Below are 23,210 nucleotides of genomic sequence, written 5' to 3'. Positions count from 1 at the left end.
CGTCGAATTGAACCACATGCTCCACCGCTTGTGCGGGCCCCCGTCAATTCCTTTGAGTTTTAGCCTTGCGGCCGTACTCCCCAGGCGGGGTGCTTAATGCGTTAGCTACGGCACCGCAGGGGTCAAATCCCGCGACACCTAGCACCCATCGTTTACGGCGTGGACTACCAGGGTATCTAATCCTGTTTGCTCCCCACGCTTTCGCGTCTCAGCGTCAGTAACCGTCCAGAAGGCCGCCTTCGCCACAGGTGTTCCTCTCGATATCTACGAATTTCACCTCTACACCGAGAATTCCGCCTTCCTCTCCGGTACTCCAGCTTGGAAGTTTCGAATGCACTTCCTAGGTTGAGCCCAGGGCTTTCACATCCGACTTTCCAAGCAGCCTACACGCGCTTTACGCCCAGTAATTCCGAACAACGTTTGCACCCTCTGTCTTACCGCGGCTGCTGGCACAGAGTTAGCCGGTGCTTGCTAAAGAGGTACCGTCATCATGCCGTCTATTCGACGACACTTATTCGTCCCTCTCCACAGAGCTTTACAACCCGAAGGCCTTCATCACTCACGCGGCGTCGCTGCGTCAGGCTTTCGCCCATTGCGCAAGATTCCCCACTGCTGCCTCCCGTAGGAGTCTGGACCGTGTCTCAGTTCCAGTGTGGCTGATCATCCTCTCAGACCAGCTACCCGTCTTCGCCTTGGTGAGCCGTTACCTCACCAACTAGCTGATGGGCCGCAGGCCCATCCCCTGGTGCGAGCTTGCATGCAGAGGCCCGCTTTTACCCCTGCCTCTCGCGAGGCCGTGGTCTTATGCTGTATTAGCCCTCCTTTCGGAAGGTTATCCACCACCAGAGGGTAGGTTACCTACGTGTTACTCACCCGTGCGCCGCTTTACCGGGGCCGAAGCCCTTTCTCGCACGACTTGCATGTGTTAGGCGCGCCGCTAACGTTCGTTCTGAGCCAGGATCAAACTCTCCAGTTAAACTTGCTGGAGGTCACCTCGGTCCGGCTAAAGACCGGGTGACGGCTCATGCCTCATTGGCATGACGTGTTGCCTCGACCGTGCTTGCGCAGGTCAAAGGCGAGGGCCACGTCACCACACGTTAATGCGTGTTGCGTACAATCCAGTTTTCAAGGACCGAGCCGAGGTGCTTCGCAAAGCTCTCCTCGTTCGCTCGACCAAACGCCGCGCCCAAAGGGCCGACGTCGGCGGCAATCTCAGCAATTATCTCGCAAATTCTGCATATGCCTATGCGGAGCACTACGAGATGCCCACAAACCCAGGTAATCTCTTTCGAGATCCTTCAGGCTCGAGGACCTGCCGAGGACGGCACCTTGCGGCGCCCTGCGTCTCTCAGCGAGGGGCGGCTCTTTAAACCGCCTCATTCGCCTTGTCAACATCTTTTTTCCGAGGGCCGAGAATCTTTTCAGATTCTCTGGACCCTGGGTCCTCACCGAGGACGGCACCTTGCGGCGCCCTGCGTCTCTCAGCGAGGGGCGGCTCTTTAAACCGCCTCATTCACCTTGTCAACATCTTTCTTCCGAGGGCCGAGAATCTTTTCAGATTCTCTGGACCCTGGGTCCTCGCCGAAGACGGCACCTTGCGGCGCCCTCTGTCGCGACGAGGGGGCCGTGTCTATCCCCCCTCGGTCCTGTTGTCAACGGACAATGATCCGCGAAGGACGAAAATATTCTCCGTACCCTTCCATCCGCGGACCTGCCGAGGACGACACCTCGCGGCGCCCTCTGTCCCCCAGCGAAGTGTAGTCGTAACCACTTCCACCCTGGTGTCAACCACCCGACGATCTCGATGACGAGGGGCGGGGAGGCTGACGACGCTCCTCCGACTGTCAACAACGAGAGGAGAGAGGAGAGGACCTCGATCAACGAGGCTTCCGCTCGTCGTGCGGCGGAAGCGCGCCCTTCGGCTCTTGCGGTTCAGGGGCCTCCTCCGGCAGCCCCTGCTCCACGAACTGCTTTGCGATCGACGCGCCAACTTCACCGGCGCCCGTGGTCGATCGCTCCGGTGAGAGGGCCACGCCGCCTCGGCCCGATTCGTCGTACGAGCCACCGCCGAGCGAACCAGGCGGGCGTATCTCCGCGTCGGGCGGGTGCGGCCTGCCGAACGGGTAGATTCCTTTCGATTGATCGACCTCGTCCGTACGGCCTTTCCCCTGCGTGAGAGGGTTGTTCGTTTCATCGTCGCGCACCATCTCGTCCTCCACCGTGCACACGGGTTGCACCCGGCCTGCGCATCCAGTGCCCGGGGGCGGCGTGCATTCGATATGCCGGCAGTGGAATGCGCGCGAGCTCTTCCTTGACAAATGAGAATCGCTCGTATATCGTGGGCGCGGCTGCTGCGAAGTGCGCTTTCCTCGGGCGCGCTCCGGAGTTCAAACGAACCGGGGAAAGGGTCGCGGGTCGGCGATGGATCGTCGGCGTGCGAGCGTGAGGAGACGTGCGTCCTCTGGATTGGATGCGCTCCCAGGCTCGACGTCGCGGCGACGTACGACCTGCGCGATAGGGTTCGTTCGTTCGCAGGGCGCTCGCACGGCAGAACGTGCGCGCGTCTGGGAAAGCAGCCATGGGCAATCTCAGGTTGGATGCGGTCGTGCGCCGAGAGGACAGCGCGCTCGCCCGCATCGAAAGTCGTTTTGGTGTTCCGATCACGCTCATCGCGCGGCCCGATGTCTCCGTCGAGGCAGAGGGCATCGCGGAGCTTCTCGAATTCGTTTCGATTCAGGACACGCTCCTCTCCATCTGGGAAGAGGAGCGCAAAGGCCGCATCGCGCCCTTTTGGGGCGAAGGGCCGGGCCGTCTCGCGGCCGTGGTGCTCACGCCGGATTTCCACAAAGGATCCGGCATCCCCGTGGGCACGGTGGCCGACGCGCGTGGATTCGTCGTCCCACGCGCCGTGGGCAACGACGTCTGCTGCGGCATGCGCCTCGCAGTCACGGACGTGACCCACGACGAGCTCGTGCCACACATGGCCGCCTTGAAGAAGCGCCTGCGGGCCATCTTCTTTCAGGGCCAACGAAACATCCCCATGTCCCCCCGCCAGCGCGAGGCGCTGCTCCGGGACGGGCTCTGGGGGCTCGCCGAGACCGCAGCCGATAACCAAGGCACCGGGATCTGGCAGTACTACGACCCCGCGCGGGAGCTCCACGATCTCGAGCGGGTTCATTTCAACGGCGCGTTGCCCACCGAGGACACGTTCGCCTTCGCGAGCTTCATCCGCGCCTCGGGCGCCAAAGACGGCCGGGACATCCAGATCGGATCCGTCGGCGGCGGGAACCATTTCGTGGAGTTGCAGCGCGTGGACGAGATCGTAGACGGCCACGCGGCGCACACGTTCGGCCTCGGTCGCGGGGCCGTGACGATCATGGCGCACTCGGGCTCCGTCGGGCTCGGCCACGTGGTGGGCGGCCATTTCATGGCACGCGCCCACGAGCTGTACCCGAAAGGCCTACCCCACCCAGCGCACGGCTTTTACGTGATGCCGACCTGGGGGCCGCTCGCCGCGGAGGCGGCCGCGTACCTGTCCGCGATGCGCAACGCAGCGAACTTCGCCTTTGGAAACCGGCTCTTCCTCGTGCTGATGGCAGCGCGCGCGATGAGCGAGGTCCTCGGGCGAACAGTGGAGACGCGGCTCGTCTACGATGCGCCGCACAACCTCATCTGGGAGCCGGAGGGCAGGGCAGGGCGCTTTCTCCATCGCAAAGGCGCAACGCCCGCGCCGGGGCCCGATCCGTTCGAGAGCCCATTCCAGTACACCGGGCATCCGGTGATCATCCCAGGCTCGATGGGTGACGCAAGCTGGGTGCTCGCGGGGCTCGGGAACGAGGCGCTGCTCGCGAGCGCCTGTCACGGCGCAGGCCGGAGCCTGACGCGCGGGCAGGCGAGCCACGTGAGCGACGACGTGTACCGGGAATCGACGGGGAAGCTCGACGTGGTGACCCCGATCGATCCAGACGCGCCGTCCCTCCGCGGGCGGCGCGACATCCTCGAGAAGTATCACCGCCGGATGAAGGAGGAGGCGCCCTATGCATACAAGGCCATCACGCCGGTCGTGCGATCCGTCGAGGATGCCGGCGTGGCACGGCGGGTCGTGCGGCTCGCGCCGATTGCAACGGTGAAGGGATGAGCCGTTGCGCCGGGGCGCTGCCCCGGACCCCGCGGGGGCTGTCCGCCCCTCGACCCGGACCAGGCACGGCCTGGACCGAAGGTGGAAGAACTGCGCGATGCGCAGTTCTTCCAGCGGGCCCGTGGCAAGACCGTGAAGGTGTGGTTCACGCTGGCAACGGGGACACCCGTGCCGATTGAAATGCCGGCGCTGCCGTCTTGGCCGGCAGCGTCGTTGCCCGTCTCGACGCGGCCTGTTCGATGAACTGCGCATCGCGCAGTTCATCGACCCCGGGTCCAGCGCTTGCGCTGGTCCGGGTCGAGGGGCGGACAGCCCCCGCGGGGTCTGGGGCAGCGCCCCAGCGAGGCGGCTTTGTTGGCCCGCGCGCCGTGGCCTTCGTAGCGTGCGCCCTAGGGCGCGATATGGAAAACGAAGCAGTGCGGAGCCCGGTCGCGGTGGGCGAGATCCTCGCGGGGAAGTATCGCGTCGAGCGTCTCCTCGGCATGGGCGGCATGGGCGTCGTGGTCGCTGCCACGCACCTCGAGCTCCGGGACGAGCGGGCCATCAAGCTGGTCCGGTCGGAGCTCACGCATCCGCAGATCATCGAGCGCTTCTTCCGCGAGGCGCGCGCCGTCGTGAAACTCCGGAGCGAACACGTCGCTCAGGTGTACGACATCGGCCGGCTGCCCTCGGGCGCCCCGTTCATGGTCATGGAGCTGCTCCACGGCGACGACCTCTCGGCGCTGCTCAAGAAAGGAGGGCCGCTGCCTGTGCACGAGGCCGTCCTTTACGTCATGCAGGCTTGCGACGCGCTTGCCGAGGCCCACGGGCGCGGGATCGTCCACCGTGATCTCAAGCCGGCGAACCTGTTCCTCACGCACCGCGAGGATGGCTCGCCGTGCATCAAGGTCCTCGATTTCGGCGTCTCGAAGCACGTCCCCGAGGATGGCGAGTCGGAGATGACGAGCAACGGCGACATCATGGGCTCGCCGCTGTACATGGCGCCCGAGCAGATGCGCGCGGCGCGGGAGGTCGACGCGCGGGCCGACATCTGGGCGCTCGGCGCGATTCTGTACAAGCTGCTCACGGGCCGCGCGCCGTTCCAGCGGGCCACGACGCCCGAGATCTGCATGGCCGTGCTCGGCAGCGAGATGGCGCCCCTCCCGTCGTCGATTCACGGAAGGATCCCCTCCGGGCTCGAGGCCGTCATCATGCGGTGCCTCTGCAAGGACGTCGACTCGCGCTTCCCGCGCGCCCTCGACCTCAAAGCCGCGCTCTCGCCCTACAGCGAACGCCGCGAAGGCTGGGCCGAGGACGAGCGGACCTCGCTCACCGACGATCCGCGCTCGTCGCGGGTCTCGAACAGCTCGCGCCCGATTCCCAAGAACATCGACGCCATTCTGCTCGGTTGTATCGGCAAGGATTCGGGCCGCCGCGCGGCGCGGGCGAAGGGGCGCCCGACCAAGTCGGATCCGTTCTTGAAGCGCGCGGAAGCCATCGAACCGAAAGCCCTTCCGGCCGTACCTGCGGAACCGCCTTGCGATATGCCCCGGGATCCCGAGCTCTCCTGCGCGGGTGGCGGAACCGTCCCGATGGGCAGCACCGATCTGCGCAAGGCCCGGGAAATGGGATTCGGAGGGCCCCCCCAGGCCTTGCAACCCGCGACGCCCGCCTTCGAGCCCGACGCGAAGCCGACGTCGACCCTCCTCGATCCCGAAGAGACCATCGACGAAGCGACCGCGCTCGCCCCGCCGCGGCTGCCGAGCTTCCCGACGCTCCCGCCTCCGTCGGTGCGCACGTCGCTCCCGTGCGTCCCCGTGCCGAGCGCGAGTGAACCCATGGGGAACAGCATGGCCCCCTGGGATTACGCGCCGGCTCTGCCCGCGCCTCGCCGCGCGAAATCGGTGGCGTTCGTCGCGAGCGCGACGACGGCCGTGTTCATCGTCGTCGCGCTCGTCATGGCCTTCACCACGGGGGGCGAAAAGAACATTGCTGAAGGCGCGGTGCGTGGCGCGGACATGCGCCCGGCGGCCGCCGGCATGCCCGCGGAGCCCGCGATCGAGCCGGAGCTCGAAGAGGCCGCCGCGCCCGCCATCAGCGCGTCTGCGGCGGCCGAAGCGCGCGTGACGCCCTAAGGCACGCAATACGCGACGGTCCTGCCTCCGAGCATGGCCGTCTCGCATCCGCCGAAGCCCTGCGCCTGGCAGTCGACCTTCGCGGGGGTGCCCAGGTTGCAGAACGACACCGTGCTGCCCTCGCACGATTCTGCGGCGCCGAGATCGCATGTCGGCTCGACGAACCCGCATGCCGCGCCCCCGGCGAAGGCTCCGCTCTGCACGAAGCCGCAGCTTTGGCCCTCGGGCGACAGCGCGGCGCAGTCTCGCCGGCCGATCTTCCCGCCTGCGCAGGTCTCCAGCACGTCGCCGTTACAGGCCTGCGAGAAGAAGGTGCAATCCTCGCCCTTGCCGATGCAGCCGATGTCGTTGCGTTGGGGATCGAAGCCGCAGGTCTCGCCGGCGATCGTGATCCGCTTCTCCTCATCCTGCCCGTTGATGTGCACCATGTTGTACTGCGTGCGGCAATCGATCCGCGTGAGAACGCCCGCCGCGGTGCATTCGACGAGTACGTCGGGATCGTCGGCGGCGCAGGCCGCCTTCGTCGTGCCGAAGGTGCAGGTTTCGGCGCCGCAGCCGGCCCAGATGTTCTTGTTGCAGGAGAGCCCCGCGGCTGCGCAGTCCATCGCGGCGGTCGGCTTGCCGTCGGGGTCGCAAAGAACCCAGGTCTGGCCCTCGCAGATGTCGTCGGCGGGGTGCGCGGCGCACGCGGTGGCGAAGGGGTCCTTGGGCGGCGTGCAGGCGCGGACGGTGGCGCAGTCCTTCGCGGCGAGCTTGCAATCGAGGCTCTGGATTTCGAGCCGCAGAGTGCCGGTGGCTGCCCACAGCCAGGGCTCGTCGAGGACGTGGCCGAGACACGCTTGCATGCCGATGGGCTGACCTCCCTCTGCATCGCAGGCGTTGATGCGCAGGCAGTCGGCGATCCGTGGATCGAGCTCCGGCGGCGGAGGCGGAGGGGCCGGCGTCGCGGGGTCGTTCCCGGCGCATGAGAGCAACAGCGTGGACAGGAGAAGCCAAGGAGGACGGATTTTGAGCATGCGCGCTCTCTAGCGCGCCGTTTGCTCCTCGCCGAGCGGCAGCACCAAAATGGCGACACACCCTTTCGTACCGGGCCGGTTTTCCAGCCGGAGTAGCCCCCCGTGCGCCTCGGCGATCTGCCGGCTCAAGAGCAGCCCGATGCCCGATCCTTGCGGCTTCGTTGTGAAAAACGGCACGAACAGGTTCTCCGTCTGCGGGAGCCCCGGCCCCTCGTCCTCCACGAGCACCTCCACGCGCGCCCCGACCGCCCGCCAGGACACGCGCACCCCTCCGCCCGTCTCCAGCGCCGCGTCGACCGCGTTGCGAACCAGGTTGATGAGGAGCTGATCGAGCTGATCACCGTCGCCCGGCGCGACGACTGCCGGCCCCTCGTCCACGTGTACCGGCAGCCGTTTCTCCAGCGCTGCCACGCGCGTCACCCAGGATCCGACCTCGACCGGCCCGATCGACGGCGACGGCAAACGTGCGAGGCGCGCGTAGGCCGACATGAACCGACCGAGCGCTTCGGAGCGGCGCGCGATCACCGCGAGGCCGTCGCGCACGTCGTCCTCCCAGTCGTCGGGCCGCGGGTCGAGCGAGAGCAACTTGCGTTGCCCCTCGGCGATCGACTGGATCGGCGCGAGCGAGTTGTTGATCTCGTGGCTGATCACGCGGATGAGCCGCTGGAAGGCTTGCCGCTCCTCCTCGCGCAGCGCGCGCCGCAGATCCGTGAGCACGACCAGGTAATGCGGCCGACCGCCCTGCCGGAACGTCGTGCGCCGGAGCTCGAACGGACCGCCGCTGCCCGCGAGGACGTCGTCGAGGCGGCAAGGCGCGGGCGCCGTGAGCCAAGCCGACACGCCGAGCGACGCCGCACGCCGGCCGAGCAAGCGCGGGGTGGGCAGGCCGAGCAGGCGCTCGCCCGCGGGGTTCACGAGCCGCAGGGTCTCGCCCTCGTCGAAGGCGAAGATCGCCACGTCGATCTGCTCCATCACAGTGCGGAGCAGCGCGCTCGCTTCGAGGGCCCCGAGCGTCTTTTCGCGCACGGCATCGCCGAGCGCGTTCGCTTCCAGCATCACCTCGCCCAGCGGATCCCCTCGCCGCGCGCCGCGTGCGCGCATCGACGTGTCGCCCGCGCGCAGCGCTTCGAGCACGTTCGCCAGCGTCTGGAGCGGCCGCACCACGCGCGCTTGCACTTCGGAGGCGACGCCGGCCCACGTGAGCACGACGATCGTGGTCAGCGTCCACTTCGCGGCCGCGCCTGCGTCGCTCCGCCAGAGCAGCACGAGCGCGAGGACGACCGCGGGCAGACCCGCGAGGAGCGTGAGGAGAAAAATCCCGCGATCGAACGGCAGTCGCGGCCGCTCGGCGTTCATCCGGAGCCCTTGAGCCCGAAGTGCTGCATTCGCCGGTAGAGCGCGCTGCGGCTGAGGCCAAGGGCGCGCGCCGCGTCGCTCACATTGCCGCCGGTGCGGGCGAGCGCCCGCGCGATGAGGTGCCCCTCGGCCTCTTCCAGCGTCATCTCTTCGAGCCGGTTCGGGGCCTGCGAAGGCCGCCGCAGCATGATGTCCTCGGCCCGGATGAGGCCACTCGGCGCGAGGAGAAGCGCGCGCTCGACCGCATGTTCGAGCTCGCGCACGTTGCCCGGGAACGGATGCGCGAGCAGCGCCTCGATCGCGCTCGGATCAAACGACGCGTTCTCGATCCGGTAGCGTTTCGCGTGCGACACGAGGAAATGCCCCGCGAGCGCCGGGATGTCCTCGCGCCGCTCCCGCAGCGGCGGCAGGTGGATCTCCACCGTGTTCAGCCGGTAGAGCAGATCCTCGCGGAAGCGCCCCGCGTGCACTTCCGCCCCGACGTCGACGTTCGTCGCGGAGAGGACACGCGCGTTCACCTTGCGCACCTTCGACGAGCCGACCGGGGAGAGCTCCCCGGTCTGCAGCACCCGCAAGAGCTTCGCCTGCTGGGCGAGCGGCATGTTCGCGATCTCGTCGAGGAAGAGCGTGCCCGCGTCGGCGAGCTCGAAGCAGCCGATCCGATCTTCGCGCGCGTCCGTGAACGCGCCCTTCACGTGGCCGAAGAGCTCGCTCTCGAAAACGCCCTCGGCGAGGCCGCCCGCGTTCACCGGCACGAACGGCCCGCTGGCCCGCCGTGAGATCGCGTGCAGGTAGCAGGCGACGACCTCCTTGCCCGTCCCGTGCTCCCCCGTGAGGAGCACGTTCGCGTCCGACGGCCCGATCCGCTCGATGAGCCGCATCACCGGCGCCATCGCGCGCGAGCCCGCGACGAGCGGCGGCACCTCGCCCCGGAGCGCTGCGTTTTCCCGTTCGAGCCGCCGCATGCGCCGCAGCGCCCGCCCGAGCTCCACCTGCGAGCGCAGCGTCGCGAGCAGCCGAGCGTTGTCCCACGGCTTCTGCACGTAATCGCGCGCGCCCTTGCGCATCGCCTCGACCGCGCCCTCCACGCTGCCCCACGCCGTCATCACCACCACCGGCAACGTCGCGTCGAGCTCGCGCAGCTTGGGGAGCAGCGAAAGGCCCTCGCGGCCGGAGGTGGTGTCGCGCGTGTAGTTCAGATCGAGGAGCACGACGTCGAAGTCGCCGCCCTCCACGGCCGCGAGCACGGCGGCCGGCGACCGCGCAAGCGTTGGGGAAAAACCCTCGGCCTTCACGAGCAGGCGCAGCGCTTCGAGCACGTCGGGCTGATCGTCGGCCAGCAGGATCTTCATCGTCGTCACGGCGAGGTTACTCCGCGCGCAGGGCGATCGCAGGAGGGACACGCGTGGCGCGCCGCGCGGGGAAGTAACTCGCGAAGAGCGCCGCCCCCGCGAGCACCGGGCAGGCGATCAAAAGCGTCAGCGGATCACGCTCGCTCACGCCGTAGATCACGCTCGTCATCACCCGCGACAGCACGAGCGAGGCCGCGAGACCCACGCCGATCCCGAGCCCGGCGAGCACCAGGCTCCGCTTGAGCACCATGCCGAGGATGTCGCGTGCCTCGGCCCCGAGCGCCAGCCGGATCCCGAACTCACGCGTGCGTTGCGTCACCATGTAGGAGGTCACGCCATACAGTCCAACCGCGGCCAGGATGAGCGCCGTGATCGCGAAGACGGACAGCACCTCCAGCGCGAACCGGCGTGGCCCGAGGCGCTGGTCGACGCGTGCTTGCATGGGGATCGCGTCGTAGATCGGCTGATCCCGATCGATCGCGCGGACCTCGCTCCGCAGCGCTGACAGGAGCGACAGCGGATCCTGCGACGTGCGGAGAACGATGTTCAGGCTGTGCCGGGGGACCTGCGCGTACGAGGCGTAAAACGTCGGCGCGATCGTCTCCTCGCTCGACACCTCGCGCACGTCGCCGACCACGCCGACGATCGTGCAGAACGGGCACGTCTTCTCGTCGTCGCCGCAGGGCATGCGGACCCTGCGCCCGACCGCGTTGCCCTCGGGGAAGTACGTCTTCGCGAGCGCCTGGTTCACCACGATGGCGTGCGGCGCGTCCTCGTGGTCCTGGTCGTTCAGCATGCGCCCCTCGATCAGCGGCACGCGCATCGACTCCAGGTAGCCCGGCGTGATCTCGCGATGCACCGCGTACGGCCAGCGCTCGCCTGCCGCGGGCGTCTTGCCCTCGATGCGGAAGCTCTGGCTGTAGCGCACCGAGATCGGCAGGTTCGTGGTGATGCCGGCGCCGGTCACGCCGGGGAGGTTGTTCAAGCGAGCGAGCAAGTCACGCGCGAAGGCGGCCTTCGCCTTGTCCTCCTTGTAGCGCGGGTTCGTGATGGCAAGTTTTGCCGTCAGCACGCCCTCGGGATCGAAGCCGAGCGGCATGCGGGCCATCGCGCTGAGGCTGCGGGTCATGAGGCCGGCGCCGGCGAGCAGCATCAGCGCGAGCGCGATTTGCGCGACGACGAGCGCGTTCCGGAAGCGACCCATACGTCCGCCGGCCGTGCCGCGGCTGCCTTCCTTGAGCACGTCGGCCGGATCGACGCGGCTCGCGTGTATCGCCGGGATCACGCCGAAGACGAGCCCCGTCACGAGCGACACGCCGAGCGTGAAGGCGACGACGACACCGTCGAGGTGGATCTCCTCGGCGCGCGGAAGCCTGTCGGGATCGATCGCGACGAGCGCGTCCACGCCCCAGAGCGCGAGCAGGAGCCCGAGCGCGCCGCCGAGCACGGCGAGCACCGCGCTCTCCACGAGGAACTGCACGGCAATCCGCCCGCTGCCCGCGCCGAGCGCCGCGCGCACCGCGATCTCGCGTTGCCGCACCGCTGCCCGCGCGAGCAGGAGGTTCGCCACGTTCGCGCAGGCGATGAGCAGCACGAACGCCACCGCGCCGAGCAGGAACACGAGCGTCGTCTGCGTCTCGCCGACCATGAAATCCTTGAGCGTCTGCACCTTCACGAGGAGCTGCGACGTGCCCGGGGCCGCGCCCTCGTGCTCCTCGTTCATGCGGCGGCGCAGCGCGGTCAGATCCTCCGCTGCCTGCTCGACGGAGATCCCGGCCTTCAGCCGCGCGATGAGGTCGTAGTTCCGCCAGTTGCGGCGCTCCTCCGAGGACTCGAGCTCCGAAGGCGCGAGTGGGACCCAGACGTCGACCTTCTGCGGCAACACAAACCCGCGCGGCAACACGCCGACCACCGTGTAGGGCTCGCCGCTGAGATCCACCGAGCGCCCGACGATCGACGCATCACCGCCGAAGCGCCGCTGCCAGAGCGCGTGCGAGAGCAGGACGACGCGATCGCTCCCGGCCTTCTCCTCGTCCGGGGTAAACGTGCGGCCGGGCGCCGCTTCGATCTTCAGCACGGGGAAAAACGCCGGCGAGACGGTTGCGACGAGCAGGCGCTCGGGCGGATCGACACTCGCGAGGTTCTTGTCGCGGAGCTGGTAGGCCGCGATGGCTTCGAGCGAGCGGTTCTGATCGCGGAAGTCGTGGTACTCCGGGATGCCGAACGCCATCTGTTCGAGCCCCGCCAGTCGAAAATCCTGGTGGATGACGACGATGCGGTCCGCGTCCGGATACGGCAGCGGCCGGAGGACCACCGCGTTCACCACGCTGAAGATCGCGCTCGTCGCGCCGATGCCGAGCGCGAGCACCACGAGCGCGGCGATCGTGAAGGCCGGCGCCTTGCGCAGCATGCGCAGGGCGAAGCGGACGTCTTGCAGAAAGTCGTGCATGGCTCTCTCTCCGCGCCTCAGGCCGCCGCCCCGGGCGCGTGCGACTCCTCGACGATCCGCCCGTCGAACAAGCTGATCGTGCGCGTCGCGTGCCGCGCGAAGGCCACGTCGTGCGTCACCATCGCGATCGTCGCGCCGCCCTCGTGCAGCTCGTGCAAAAGCTGCATCACGGCCTGCCCGTTCTTCGAGTCGAGGTTCCCGGTGGGCTCGTCCGCGAGCAGGATCGCCGGGTCGCCGACAACGGCGCGCGCCACCGCGACGCGCTGCTGCTGTCCGCCGGAGAGCTGACCGGGCAGGTGCCGGGCGCGGTGCGCGACGCCCACGCGTTCGAGCGCCTTCATCACCTTCTCGCGCCGCGCCTCCGGCGGCACCTTCCGGTAGACCAGCGGCAGCTCGACGTTCTCGTACACCGACAGATCGCCGATCAGGTTGAAGGTCTGGAAGATGAACCCGATCTCCTGGTTGCGCAGGCGTGACGTCTCCGCGGCCGAGAGCCCCGCGGCGGGTTTTCCGCGCAGCGTGTACGAGCCGCCCGACGGCGTATCGAGCAGCCCCAGGATCGCGAGCAACGTCGACTTCCCCGAGCCCGAGGGCCCGATCACGCTGATCCACTCGCCCTTGTCGATCGTGAGGTGCACGCCTTCGAGCGCGTGCGTCTCCACCTCGTCGGTGGTGAACACCTTGGTGATCCCTTCGAGCGCGATCAGTCGTTCCGCCTTGCTGGCCATCGTCCCTCCTTCGTCGTCTCGTTTCGTTAGCGAAGCTTGATCCGATCGATCCCGTCCCATCGCGACATGTCCGAGAGGATCACCCGATCCCCTTGGCGCAAGCCGCCGCGGACCTCGATCGTCCCGACGGAAGCGCGTCCGAGCTCCACCCGCTCGCGCAGCGCGAGTTCGCCCCCGTCGATCAACTTGAACAGGCTCACCGCGCCCTCCGGCTGCGCCCCCGCGGGCCGCTCCACGGAGAGCACATCCGAAAGTCGTTCGATCTCGATCGTCCCCTCGACCGAGAGATCCGGCCGTGATCCTTGCGGCAGATCTCCCTCGATCGTCACCTCCACGGTGACGGTCCCCTGGTACGCGGCGGGCGCGATGCGCGCCACGCGCCCTTTCGCCAGGCCGTTGTGCGTGTCGATCGTCGCGGCCTGACCGATCTGCAGATCCTTCGCCTGAAGCTCGGGGATCCGCAGGACGGCCTTGAGCTTCTCGGGTCGGATGACGCGGGCGAGCACGGTCCCGGGCACGACCCATTGCCCGAGCTCGAGCGGCAGATCCTGCAAGAGCCCGTCGCCGCCGGCGCGCACCCGCATCGCGTCGACCTGACGCTTGCGAAACGCGGCGATGTCGCGCCGCTTCGTGATCTGCGTCTGCTGCGCGCCAATCTCGTCCCGCTTGCTGCCGTCGACGACCGCGACCCTGCGCTTCGCGAGCTCGAGCCGCGCCGCAAGATCGGCCTCGCGATCAGCAAGCTGCCGCGCGTCGAGCGCCGAGTACACCTCGCCGGCGCCGGCGCGATACGCCTCGGCGCGGCGCTGCACGTCGGCGAGCTGCGAGGCGAGATCGGCAACGGTGGCGCGCTCTGCAAGCGCCTGCGTTTCGAGGCGGCTCTTCGCCTGGAACAACTCGAGCTGCGCACTCGCCACATCCCGCTCCGACGCGAGCTCTTCGAGCACGACATCGGGATTCGTGAGCTCCAGGATCAGCGTGTCCTTGGCGACGGTGGCGCCAGGTTTGACGTGGATGCGCTCGACGCGCCCCGCGGTCTCGGCCGTGATCCACCGGACCTCCTCGGGCACGAGCGACCCGGGCCCTTTCACCTGCCGCACCATCTGGCCGCGCTGCACCGTGGCGATCCAAAGGCCGGACCGCTCGACCTCGGGGGCCGCGGCACGGAGGCGCCCGAGGCCCAGCGTGACGAGCGCGATCGCGAGGACGCCTGCCGCCGCAGCAAAGAGCGGCGCGCGACGCTTGGGGGTGGGCTTGCGCGGGATGTCCATCCGACGCGGAGGGCCCTAGCGAAGGGTGTACCAAGCGGCAGACACGGAAAAACCCGCGTAAACGAGAGCCGAGCCGGGGAGGGGTGACCGGTTCTGGGATCGGCGTCCCAAAATCGGACACCTGCTTCCGCCCTCGACCCACCTGCTGGCCCGGCCCTCACCCCCCCTCTCCGCGGCGCGGAGAGGGGGGGTTGGGGGGGTGAGGTCTGTCAGATTAGAACCGGCGCCCCGGGCGCCCCCGGTCCTCGAGCAAGCGCGCCGAATCTGGCGCGTCCGAAGGCGCCATCACGCGCGACGTCCGCGCGCCTTCCGGCGCAGAAGCCCCGTTCGTCTCCACGATCCACGAGGCAAGAACGAGCAACACGACACCAACGAGCACGATTGCAGCGACGATCGCCGTCGCCATGGGCAAACGAATACGAACGCCGTCGATCTGATTCATCTCGAGCGTCACGAACACCTCCTCGTGCAAGCAACGGATCGACAAAGGCCCCGCGGGCGCGTTCTCGCGCCGATTTCCCCGAGCCCCTCGATGTCCGTCCGATGGTCCACCGCCGCTCGAAAAAAGCGGCACCTTCATCGTCCGTCGACCGGCGCACACTTTATCGCAAGGGGCACTCAAATGGAGGGAAATCGGTGGTTTGCTGGGACATTGAATGTCCGCTACATGGCGCGCGGAGGGGGGCCCGAGGCGCCCGCGGTCGCGACGCGCGACCTTGTCCCCCCGCCTCTCCGCGCCTACACACCCACCGATGCGCCGACCTCTGTCCCCCGAAGAGCAATACACCCAGGCCGCGCGTGTCCGTGAGCTCGTCGACCTCCTCCGCGCGTTCCTCGAAGGGCGGACGGACCGCGTGGACATCGCTCGCTGGACGTGCACGGGATGGCGCGAAGCTGCGGCGGCCAAGGGCGGGTTTCCGGATCACGCCATCGCGCGCCTGGTGTTCATGTCCCTCGAAGACATCGAGCGGCGCTGGGGCGACGATTTTTTGGTGCGCCGCGAGGACGTAACGGGTTACGTCGAGTGGCTGACTACGCGGGGCTATTTGATGGCGTCGCTTCCGCTCGCCGCCGTCGCGCGCTCCATCGACTCGCTCGTGACGGAGATGCGCGGGGACACGGTCCGTTTCTTCCTGCCGGGGCTCGGCTGGCTCGTGGAGACGTGTTTCGCCTCGGCGGCCACGGGGCGTGGGTTCTGGGCCGTGTCGGACCTCGAACGCGGGAGCGGCCTGGAGATTCGCACGATCCGCGGGGACGATCCCACCGAGGCGGCGCAGGACCTCGCGGAGGCCCTCGCCCTGGACACGCCGGAGGTCCAATGGATCGAACCACGCATCGACCTCGCCGCGCTCCCGCGCTGGTCGCTCTGGCGCCAGGACGACAATGGGCAGCGTTACGAGATGTCCACGTTCCTCTCGTATTCGCGGGCCATGCGCGAGTGCGCCACGTTCGAGGCCCGCGGACACAAGCAGATGTACTGGGTGCGCCGGCAAGGGCAGGGGGACTGAAATCCCGATCGAGCCGGCCGGACCCATGCATTGCGCCCACGTGACGCCGGCCTGCCGCGCGGTACGATGCGCCCTTCATGAACACGCGCGCCGAGGAACGTCACCTTGCCGGCGAGGCCTTGCGCCTGCTTGGCAAAGAGCGCCTCGCGCTCGCCATCCACGACCCGAGCTTCCCTGCGGATCCCGACGAGGACATCGGCCGCGGCTCTCCCTACGGCCGCGCGTCGGCGCGTTTTTTCCGATTCGCCCGCGACCTCGGCTTCACCGCGGTCCTGCTCGGCCCGCAGGGCGACCTCTCCGAAGGCAACGCCTCGCCGTACGACGGCGCCTGCTTTTCGCGCGCCACCGTCTCCATCGCGCTCGCCCCGCTCGCCCGGGATCCCGCCTGGGGCGGCCTCCTCCGCCCTGAAACGCTCGCGTCGCTCGTCGCCGATCGCCCCCGCAGCCCGGCCGGCCGCGCGCATCACCGCTACGCCTCCGCCGCCGTGCGCCGCGCGCTCGACGAGGCCTTCGCGGCATTCCAGGAAAAACGTCGGTTCGGCAGCCTGCCACCCACGCTCGCCGCGTTTGCCGCCCGGCTCGACGCGTGGCGTGCGCGGAACATCGGCTGGATCGAGCGGGATGCGCTTTACGAGCGCCTCGCGATGGAGCACAGCCTCGGCCATTTCAAGGACTGGCCCGCCCTGGACGCGCGCCTCTTCGCGCCCTCGCCCGGGGACGAGGCCGCGGCGGCCGCGCGATGGTCCACGCTCCGCTCACGCTACGCGGAAACCATCGAAGCCCACGCCTTCCGCCAGCTCCTCGCGCGGGAAGAACACGCGGCCTTGCGCGCGCATCTCGCTTCCCTCGACCTCGCCCTTTACGGCGACCTCGCCGTGGGCCTCGGCTTGCAGGACGAATGGTCGAACCTCTCGATTTTCCTCTCCGGCTACCGCATGGGCGCCCCGCCGAGCCGCACGAATCCCGAGGGACAACCGTGGGGGTATCCCGTCCTCGATCCCGCCCTCTGGCCTGGCGCGGCCGGCGAATTCCTCCGCGCGCGCATGACCGCGATGTTCGAGGCTTACGACGGCGTGCGAATCGATCATCCACACGGCCTCGTCGACCCGTGGGTGTACGATGCGGCCGCGGAGGACCCGCTCGTGGCCGTCCAGCGCGGCGCGCGCCTCCGCTCCTCGCCGGACCTCTCCGATCACCCGCGCCTCGCTGCGTTTGCCATTCCGCATCCGTCGCAGATCGATGGGAGCCTGCCGCGCCATGCGGAGGCCTGGGTCCGGGACCTCGACGCGGCCCAGGTGGGCGCCTACGGAAAACTCCTCGACGTCCTGGTGGAAGCCGCCGAGGTGAGGGGACACGTCGCCAAAACGCTGTTTTGCGAGGTCCTGAGCACGCTGCCGGGGCAGCTCGAGGCGGTGCTCGCGCGGCACGGGCTTGGGCGATTCCGCGTGACCCAGAAGGCGAACCTCGACGACCCGCGCGACGTCTACCGCAGCGAAAACGCCGAGCCCGCCGACTGGATCATGATGGGCACACACGACACGCCCTCGATGTGGGAGCTCGCGGCCACGTGGCGGGCCGAAGGCAAGCTCGCGGCGCAGGCCTCGTACCTCGCGCGGCGGCTCGGGGCGCCGGCGCTGGAAGCGGCCGTCCTGCGTGACCCTGGCATGCTGGTCGCGGCGAAGCTCGCCGACGCCCTGGCGAGCAACGCTCGGAGCGCGATGCTCTTTTTCGCCGACCTGTTCGGGCTGCGGGAGCGGTACAACGTCCCCGGCACGATCAGCGACGACAACTGGTCGCTCCGCGTGCCCGAGGGGTGGGAGACGGGGTATTTCGAGGCGCGACGCCGGGGCGAGGCGCTCGACCTCCGCCAGGCGCTCGCGCTCGCGCTCCGGGCGCGGGCGTCCGGGGCGGCGGGCGACCTCGAAACGCTCGCGGCGCGGCTTTCCGCGCTGCCTTGAGCGGCGTCCGCGCTCGGTTCCGGCCTGCCACACGTGGCAGAGCGGAGACCTGCTCTCGCGGACGACCTGTCCCACGTCGTCGCCGCGAACGCCGGTCGGCGCGGGCGACGGACACAGGCGGCAGGTGACGGGGGCGACGGGATCGGCGGGCGGACACGTGTCGCGGACGGGCGGGGAGGTCGGAAAGGGCGAGTGACACACGTGGCCGCCCGCGGATCCCGGTCGGTTCGGCGAGGTGACACGTGTGGCAGGTGGCGCCGGAGGTCGCCGGAGGGAGGTGCCATGTGGGGCAGTCCGCGCGGGAGGTCGGCGAATGCGAATGACACGTGTGTGGACGTATTCGAGGGCTCGGCGACGCATTTCGCAGCAGGAACACGCAGCCGAATCAGCTTGCCGGCTCCCTCCCTGATCGTACCCTCTCGCGGATTGCCGGGCGGAGGGGGGCATTGCCTTGAACAGCGGGGACATCATCGCCTCGAGATACGTCCTCGAGCGACCGCTGGCGAAGGGCGGGATGGGGGCCGTGTGGGTGGCGCGGCACCTCGAGCTCGACGTGCGCGTGGCCCTCAAGGTCATGGCGCCCGAGCACGTCGACACCGCATTCGCGCGTGATCGATTTCAACGGGAAGCACGGGCCTGCGCACAGATCCAGCACCCGAACGTCGTGGGCGTCCACGATTACGGCGTCGCGGACGGCGCGCCGTTCCTCGTGATGGAGCTCCTCCAGGGCGAGGATCTCCAGGCCTGCCTCGCGCGCGAGGAGCGCCTTTCCTTGCCCGCGGCCATTGCCGTCATCCTGCCCGTCTGCAAGGGCCTCCGCCGCGCGCACGAGCTCGGGATCATTCACCGGGACATCAAGCCGAGCAATGTCTTCCTCGCGCGCCAGGGCGACGATACCATCGTCAAAATTCTCGATTTCGGCGTCGCGCGGATCGTGCACGACGCGGCTGGACAGACGACACGGTCGGGGGTTTTGCTCGGATCACCGTGCTACATGAGCCCCGAGCAGGCCCGGGGCCGGCGCGTGGATCATCGCAGCGATCTCTGGTCGCTCGCCGTCGTCCTTTACGAATGCTTGACGGGCCGCCTCCCGTTCGGATCGCAGGCGCTCGGGGAGCTGCTCATCGAGCTTTGCACCGAGCCGGTCCCTCCGCCCACGACGGTGGCGCCCAGCTTGCCCGCCGTCGTGGATCCTTTTTTCGCGCGGGCGCTCGCACGAAACCCGGACGAGCGATTCCAGAGCGCGGAGGCCTTCGCCGAGGCCCTCGCTTCGCTCCGATCGGGGTTGCCGACTCTCCTCGCCGGGCCGTCCCTGGTGATGGAACGAATGCCGTCGACGCCCGACGTCTCCCTCGCCCAGACCCCGCCGCCGGCCGCCTTGCCGACCGCGCCCGGCGTCGCCACCACGATCGTCGTGAGCCGCCCGCGGGCCGCCAAGATCGCGCTCGGCATTGCCGCCCCGGTCGTCCTCGGCCTCGGCGCGCTCGCCGCGTATCGTCTCTCCTCGCCGAAGGAGCCCATCGAAATGCCGACCGTGGCCCCGGCGGAGCCCTTGCCGGCGCAGCCGCCCGCATGGCCGACGCCCACGACCAGCGCGTCCTCGACGCCGACCCCGACGGTCGCGCCCACGCCTCCGGAATCGGCGCCCTCCGCCGCGCCGCCGCCGGATACGCCGCGGAAGACGGCTCCGACCTCCACGCCCCGCGCCACCTCGAAGCGCCCTTCGCCACCTTCGCCCGTGCCCACGCGCGACCCGACCTTCGGCTTCTGAATCGGGAGTTTTCATGCGCCTTCGCTGGCTTGTTCCTTTCGTTCCCGCTCTCTTTTTCACGCTCGCGCCCTCGACCGCGGACGCGCAGCCGCGACCGACGAGCGCTCCGGACAAACGCGCGATGGCCCTCGAACACGCGCACCAGGGGCTCGATGCGTATCGTGAAGGCCGCTTCGAGGAGGCCTACGAGCACTTCCGCGAGGCCCAGGCGCTTTTCCCCGCGCCGACCTTGCTCGTGCACATGGCGCGTTGCCAGCGCAAGCTCGGCAAGGTCGTCGAGGCGAAGGCGCTTTATCGAGAGGTCCTCGCCGAGCCCTTGCCCGAGGACGCGCCGCCCCCGTTCGTGGAGGCGCATCACGACGCCGAGCGCGAGCTCGCCGAGATGGAGGCCAAGCTCGCCGCGGAAAAAAAGGCCTCCGAGCGCCCGGCACCCGCGCCCTCGAAGGGTTCCCTCGTGCCCGGCGCGATTTCGCTCGGTGTGGGCGCGATTGGGCTCGGCGTCGGGGCCGTGACCGGGGCGCTTTCGATGGCGAAGGTGTCCGATGTCCGCAGCCGTTGCCCGGACGAGCCTTGCCTTTCGGCCTACCGCGCCGAGGCCGACGAGGCCCGCACGCTTGGTCACGTGTCGACGACGGCCTTCGTGGTGGGCGGCGTCGCGGCGGCGGCGGGCGTGGTCTTGCTCGTGCTCCGTCCGGGGGGCACGGCGGGCGCTTCCACGGGCGCCGTGAAGGATCTCCGTGTTTCCGTGGGGATCGGTCGGGCGGACATCCAATTTCATTATTGAGGGGCGGACATGCAGTTGTTTTCAAGTGCCCCGGCGCGCCGGGGCCTCGGCGTTCTGCTCGGCGCGGTCGGGCTCCAGGGATCGCTCGGGTGCAATTCGATCACGGGGGTCGACGCGCTTCGATTCGAGGCGTGTGCGCCGCGTTTTACCGGTCTGACCTCGACGGACGAGCACGGCGGACCCGGGGGAAGCCCGTTTCTGGACGAATGCCCGGAGGGCGAGGTCCTCGTAGGTCTACGAAGCGGCATGAATGGCCCGTTCGTGTCGGGCATCATGGCTCTATGCGGGACGGTGCGCGCCTCGGAGACGCACCCCTATACGATGACCCTCGCGCCGGGCACCACCGTCCCGATCATGCGCGGCTCGGCCTCGACCACGGGACCCGAGATGTGCCCGCCGGACACGATGGTCGTCGGGTTCGAGGGCACGACCGGGCCGTTCGGGGACAACGAGGTTCTGTGGAGCCTCAGGCTCCATTGCGCGCCGCTCCTCGCGCGCGGCACGCCCGAGGCGCCGTCCCTGTCGCTCGGGGAGGGCACGCGCACGGAATCGTTCGGCGGCGCGGAGGATCAGGGAGAGGCCTTCGATCCGACGTATTGCCCGGCGAACCAGGTCGCGCGGGCCATTCTCGGGCGCTCGGGCGCGCTCGTCGACGCGTTTGGCCTCGGTTGCGCGGAGCCCTCGCTCGCCTGTCCCGCGTCCCGCGCCGCATCGGAGGAATGACATGCGAGGCTTCCACTTACTTTTCGAATCGTTCAAGCCCAAAACCCCGCGGGAGGACTTGTCCGTCCGCACCTTTTCGGTGCGCGAGGCGATCTCCGAGCCGTTCGAGGTCTCCATCCTGGCGCGCTCCCACGACGCGAGCATCGACCTCGAGACCATCGTGGGCAAACCCGCCGCCTTCGTGATGGAGCGCGGCGACCATTTTTCCATTGGCCAGGCGCGCCGCCGGTGGGAGGGCATCTGCACGCACATCGAGCAGGTGCGCGTCGAGGATTCGGAGACCGGCGAATCCACCTACACGCTGACGATCATGCCCAAGCTGTGGCTGCTCGGGCAGCGGCTCGGGTATCGGGTCTTCCAGCACCTCTCCATTCCGGACATCGTCGACAAGCTGCTCGGCGAGTGGAAAATCCAGCACAAGTGGGCCATCGATCGGGCGGCGTATCCCCGGCTCGAATACCGGGTCCAGTACGGCGAGAGCGAGCTCTCGTTCCTGACGCGCCTGCTGGAGGAGGCCGGCATTGCGTACTCGTTCCCCGACGAGGACGGCGCCGGCACCATGCTCCAGTTCTCGGACGCCCTCGCCGCCGGCAAGCCGCACCCGCGCTCGCCCTTGACCTTCGACGACGCGCCGAACCGCACCGCGCCGAAGGAATACGTCACGGCCGTGCAGATGAGCCACCGCGTGCGGCCGGGCGCGTACGTCGTGCGCGACCACGATTTCCGCCGGCCCGATTTCCCGAGCCAGGGCGAGGCCCCGCCTGCGAAGGATCCGGAGCACCGGTACGAGCAGTATCATTACCGCCCCGGCGCGCTTCTCGTCGAGACCACGAAAGGCGCCGGCGCCACGCCCGTCGCGGATGACAAAGGCATGGCGCGGCGCGACGAGGGATTCGGCATCACCCGCGCGACGCAGAGCCTCCAGGCGGAGCGCCACGAAAAACGGGTCGTCACCTACGCGACCAACTCGATGATCCTCGCGCCGGGGGTCATTTTCCTGATCCAGGACCACCCGCACCAGGCGCTCGCGCAGCAGCGCTTGCTCGTGACCGAGCTTTGCCTCTCGGGCAGCGTCGTGACGGAATGGGAGATGAGCGGCCGGGCCGTGTTCGCGGCCGATCCTTATAGGCCGCCGATGACGACCCCCAAGCCACGGGCGCTCGGGATGGAGAGCGCGGTGGTGGTCGGGCCGCGGGGGCAGGAGATTCATACCGACGAATTCGGCCGGATCCGGGTCCAGTTTCCCTGGGATCGAGAGGGCAAAAACGACGACGACAGCTCGTGCTGGATCCGCGTGAGCCAGGGCTGGGCGGGGACGGGGATGGGATCGATCATGATTCCACGCGTGGGGCAGGAGGTCCTGGTGGGGTTCCTCGGCGGTGATCCGGATCAGCCGGTCGTGGTCGGGCGTGTCTTCAATGGGAAAAACCTCGTGCCGTACAAGCTCCCCGAGCACAAGACGCGAAGCACGCTGAAGAGCGCGTCGTCGCCCGGCGGGAACGGGTCAAACGAGATCATGTTCGAGGACGCGCGAGGGAAAGAGCTCGTCTACGTGCAGGCGCAGCGCGACCTTTATGCGCGGGTGCTCGGGGACGAGCACGAGAGCATCCAGGGCAATCACCGCGTGCTGGTCGGCGGGCGGCAGGACCTCGTGATCAAGGCCGAGAAAAAGGAGCTCGTCGCCGGGCGAAGTGATTTGCACGTGCGAGGGGACGAGCGCCGGCAGGTGGACGGCAAGGCGTCGATCACGGTGGGCGGGAGCCGGCACGAGAAGGCAGAGCAGAGCCACGCCATCGAGGCCGGCAAGGAGATTCACCTCGCGGCGGGATCGTCGGTCGTGATCGAGGGCGCGCTCGACCTGACGCTGAAGGGACCCGGGGGGTTCATTCGAATCGACGCGGGTGGAGTTTCCATCGTGGGGAACATGGTGCGAATCAACAGCGGCGGCATGCCCGGCGCGGGGAGCGGGGCACGACCGGACGTGCCCGAAGATGCCATCGAGGCCGTGGTGGACGTGCCCGGCGCGGGCGCGCCGTGAATCG

At 68.7% G+C, this 23,210-nt stretch carries 16 protein-coding genes and 1 rRNA gene; 8 read left to right on the top strand and 9 right to left on the bottom strand.

The features are described from left to right. Together KEG57_RS49925 and KEG57_RS49920 are read right to left on the bottom strand one after the other, a co-directional pair. Positions 1-976: ribosomal RNA gene (locus KEG57_RS49925) — 16S ribosomal RNA — on the bottom strand; the annotation flags it as partial. A 901-nt stretch (positions 977-1,877) separates the two neighbouring features. Further along, positions 1,878-2,207, bottom strand: coding sequence for a hypothetical protein (locus KEG57_RS49920; RefSeq protein WP_272459859.1), 330 nt, complete (start codon positions 2,205-2,207; stop codon positions 1,878-1,880). Positions 2,208-2,605: 398 nt separating this feature from the next. Between KEG57_RS49920 and KEG57_RS49915 the strand changes: the two genes are divergently transcribed. Continuing rightward, positions 2,606-4,138: an RtcB family protein gene (locus KEG57_RS49915; protein WP_272427908.1), complete on the top strand. Its 1,533-nt coding sequence runs from the start codon at positions 2,606-2,608 to the stop codon at positions 4,136-4,138. Positions 4,139-4,539: 401 nt separating this feature from the next. Further along, positions 4,540-6,252, top strand: a complete 1,713-nt coding sequence (locus KEG57_RS49910; protein WP_272427909.1) for a serine/threonine-protein kinase — start codon at positions 4,540-4,542, stop codon at positions 6,250-6,252. On the opposite strand, the gene KEG57_RS49905 is transcribed toward KEG57_RS49910, so the two are convergent. The 7 genes from KEG57_RS49905 to KEG57_RS49875 all read right to left on the bottom strand — a co-directional run bounded on the left by KEG57_RS49905 (position 6,249) and on the right by KEG57_RS49875 (position 14,878). After that, positions 6,249-7,268, bottom strand: a complete 1,020-nt coding sequence (locus tag KEG57_RS49905; RefSeq protein ID WP_272427910.1) for a hypothetical protein — start codon at positions 7,266-7,268, stop codon at positions 6,249-6,251. The genes KEG57_RS49910 and KEG57_RS49905 overlap by 4 nt on opposite strands. A 9-nt stretch (positions 7,269-7,277) precedes the next feature. Then, the gene (locus KEG57_RS49900) at positions 7,278-8,624 is read right to left on the bottom strand and encodes a sensor histidine kinase (RefSeq protein ID WP_272459858.1); all 1,347 of its coding nucleotides are present in this window, start codon (positions 8,622-8,624) and stop codon (positions 7,278-7,280) included. Further along, the gene (locus KEG57_RS49895) at positions 8,621-9,976 is read right to left on the bottom strand and encodes a sigma-54-dependent transcriptional regulator (RefSeq protein ID WP_272459860.1); all 1,356 of its coding nucleotides are present in this window, start codon (positions 9,974-9,976) and stop codon (positions 8,621-8,623) included. Before KEG57_RS49895 ends, KEG57_RS49900 begins: the two co-directional genes overlap by 4 nt. 16 nt (positions 9,977-9,992) lie before the next feature. Next, positions 9,993-12,425 carry an ABC transporter permease gene (locus tag KEG57_RS49890; protein ID WP_272427912.1) on the bottom strand — a complete coding sequence of 811 codons (2,433 nt, stop codon included), beginning with the start codon at positions 12,423-12,425 and terminating at the stop codon, positions 9,993-9,995. 17 nt (positions 12,426-12,442) lie between these two features. After that, positions 12,443-13,153, bottom strand: a complete 711-nt coding sequence (locus KEG57_RS49885) for an ABC transporter ATP-binding protein (RefSeq protein WP_272427913.1) — start codon at positions 13,151-13,153, stop codon at positions 12,443-12,445. 26 nt (positions 13,154-13,179) lie between these two features. Then, positions 13,180-14,424, bottom strand: a complete 1,245-nt coding sequence (locus KEG57_RS49880) for an efflux RND transporter periplasmic adaptor subunit (RefSeq protein WP_272427914.1) — start codon at positions 14,422-14,424, stop codon at positions 13,180-13,182. Positions 14,425-14,638: 214 nt separating this feature from the next. Then, positions 14,639-14,878 (bottom strand): hypothetical protein, encoded by a 240-nt coding sequence (locus KEG57_RS49875; protein WP_272427915.1) that lies wholly within the window; start codon positions 14,876-14,878, stop codon positions 14,639-14,641. 298 nt (positions 14,879-15,176) lie between these two features. Between KEG57_RS49875 and KEG57_RS49870 the strand changes: the two genes are divergently transcribed. The 6 genes from KEG57_RS49870 to KEG57_RS49845 all read left to right on the top strand — a co-directional run bounded on the left by KEG57_RS49870 (position 15,177) and on the right by KEG57_RS49845 (position 23,206). After that, positions 15,177-15,932: a hypothetical protein gene (locus tag KEG57_RS49870; protein ID WP_272427916.1), complete on the top strand. Its 756-nt coding sequence runs from the start codon at positions 15,177-15,179 to the stop codon at positions 15,930-15,932. A gap of 77 nt (positions 15,933-16,009) precedes the next feature. Further along, on the top strand, positions 16,010-17,890 hold the full coding sequence (locus tag KEG57_RS49865; RefSeq protein WP_272427917.1) for a 4-alpha-glucanotransferase: 1,881 nt from the start codon (positions 16,010-16,012) through the stop codon (positions 17,888-17,890). Positions 17,891-18,341: 451 nt separating this feature from the next. After that, the gene (locus tag KEG57_RS49860; RefSeq protein WP_272427918.1) at positions 18,342-19,661 is read left to right on the top strand and encodes a serine/threonine-protein kinase; all 1,320 of its coding nucleotides are present in this window, start codon (positions 18,342-18,344) and stop codon (positions 19,659-19,661) included. A 13-nt stretch (positions 19,662-19,674) separates the two neighbouring features. After that, on the top strand, positions 19,675-20,445 hold the full coding sequence (locus KEG57_RS49855) for a tetratricopeptide repeat protein (RefSeq protein WP_272427919.1): 771 nt from the start codon (positions 19,675-19,677) through the stop codon (positions 20,443-20,445). A 9-nt stretch (positions 20,446-20,454) separates the two neighbouring features. Beyond that, complete coding sequence (locus KEG57_RS49850) at positions 20,455-21,168, top strand: hypothetical protein (RefSeq protein WP_272427920.1); 714 nt, start codon at positions 20,455-20,457, stop codon at positions 21,166-21,168. Between the two features lies 1 nt (position 21,169). Further along, positions 21,170-23,206: a type VI secretion system Vgr family protein gene (locus tag KEG57_RS49845; protein ID WP_272427921.1), complete on the top strand. Its 2,037-nt coding sequence runs from the start codon at positions 21,170-21,172 to the stop codon at positions 23,204-23,206. The last annotated feature ends 4 nt before the right edge of the window (positions 23,207-23,210 follow it).

It is taken from the genome of Polyangium jinanense, assembly GCF_028435365.1.
This window is presented reverse-complemented; position numbering and strand designations above follow the sequence as displayed.

What these genes read in the sequence shown, in the direction of transcription:
- KEG57_RS49905 (WP_272427910.1), bottom strand. Translation starts at nt 7,268, where the DNA reads ATGCTCAAAATCCGTCCTCCTTGGCTTCTCCTGTCCACGCTGTTGCTC.
- KEG57_RS49885 (WP_272427913.1), bottom strand. Translation starts at nt 13,153, where the DNA reads ATGGCCAGCAAGGCGGAACGACTGATCGCGCTCGAAGGGATCACCAAG.
- KEG57_RS49910 (WP_272427909.1), top strand. Translation starts at nt 4,540, where the DNA reads ATGGAAAACGAAGCAGTGCGGAGCCCGGTCGCGGTGGGCGAGATCCTC.
- KEG57_RS49900 (WP_272459858.1), bottom strand. Translation starts at nt 8,624, where the DNA reads ATGAACGCCGAGCGGCCGCGACTGCCGTTCGATCGCGGGATTTTTCTC.
- KEG57_RS49855 (WP_272427919.1), top strand. Translation starts at nt 19,675, where the DNA reads ATGCGCCTTCGCTGGCTTGTTCCTTTCGTTCCCGCTCTCTTTTTCACG.
- KEG57_RS49865 (WP_272427917.1), top strand. Translation starts at nt 16,010, where the DNA reads ATGAACACGCGCGCCGAGGAACGTCACCTTGCCGGCGAGGCCTTGCGC.
- KEG57_RS49880 (WP_272427914.1), bottom strand. Translation starts at nt 14,424, where the DNA reads ATGGACATCCCGCGCAAGCCCACCCCCAAGCGTCGCGCGCCGCTCTTT.
- KEG57_RS49895 (WP_272459860.1), bottom strand. Translation starts at nt 9,976, where the DNA reads ATGAAGATCCTGCTGGCCGACGATCAGCCCGACGTGCTCGAAGCGCTG.
- KEG57_RS49920 (WP_272459859.1), bottom strand. Translation starts at nt 2,207, where the DNA reads ATGGTGCGCGACGATGAAACGAACAACCCTCTCACGCAGGGGAAAGGC.
- KEG57_RS49890 (WP_272427912.1), bottom strand. Translation starts at nt 12,425, where the DNA reads ATGCACGACTTTCTGCAAGACGTCCGCTTCGCCCTGCGCATGCTGCGC.
- KEG57_RS49850 (WP_272427920.1), top strand. Translation starts at nt 20,455, where the DNA reads ATGCAGTTGTTTTCAAGTGCCCCGGCGCGCCGGGGCCTCGGCGTTCTG.
- KEG57_RS49845 (WP_272427921.1), top strand. Translation starts at nt 21,170, where the DNA reads ATGCGAGGCTTCCACTTACTTTTCGAATCGTTCAAGCCCAAAACCCCG.
- KEG57_RS49870 (WP_272427916.1), top strand. Translation starts at nt 15,177, where the DNA reads ATGCGCCGACCTCTGTCCCCCGAAGAGCAATACACCCAGGCCGCGCGT.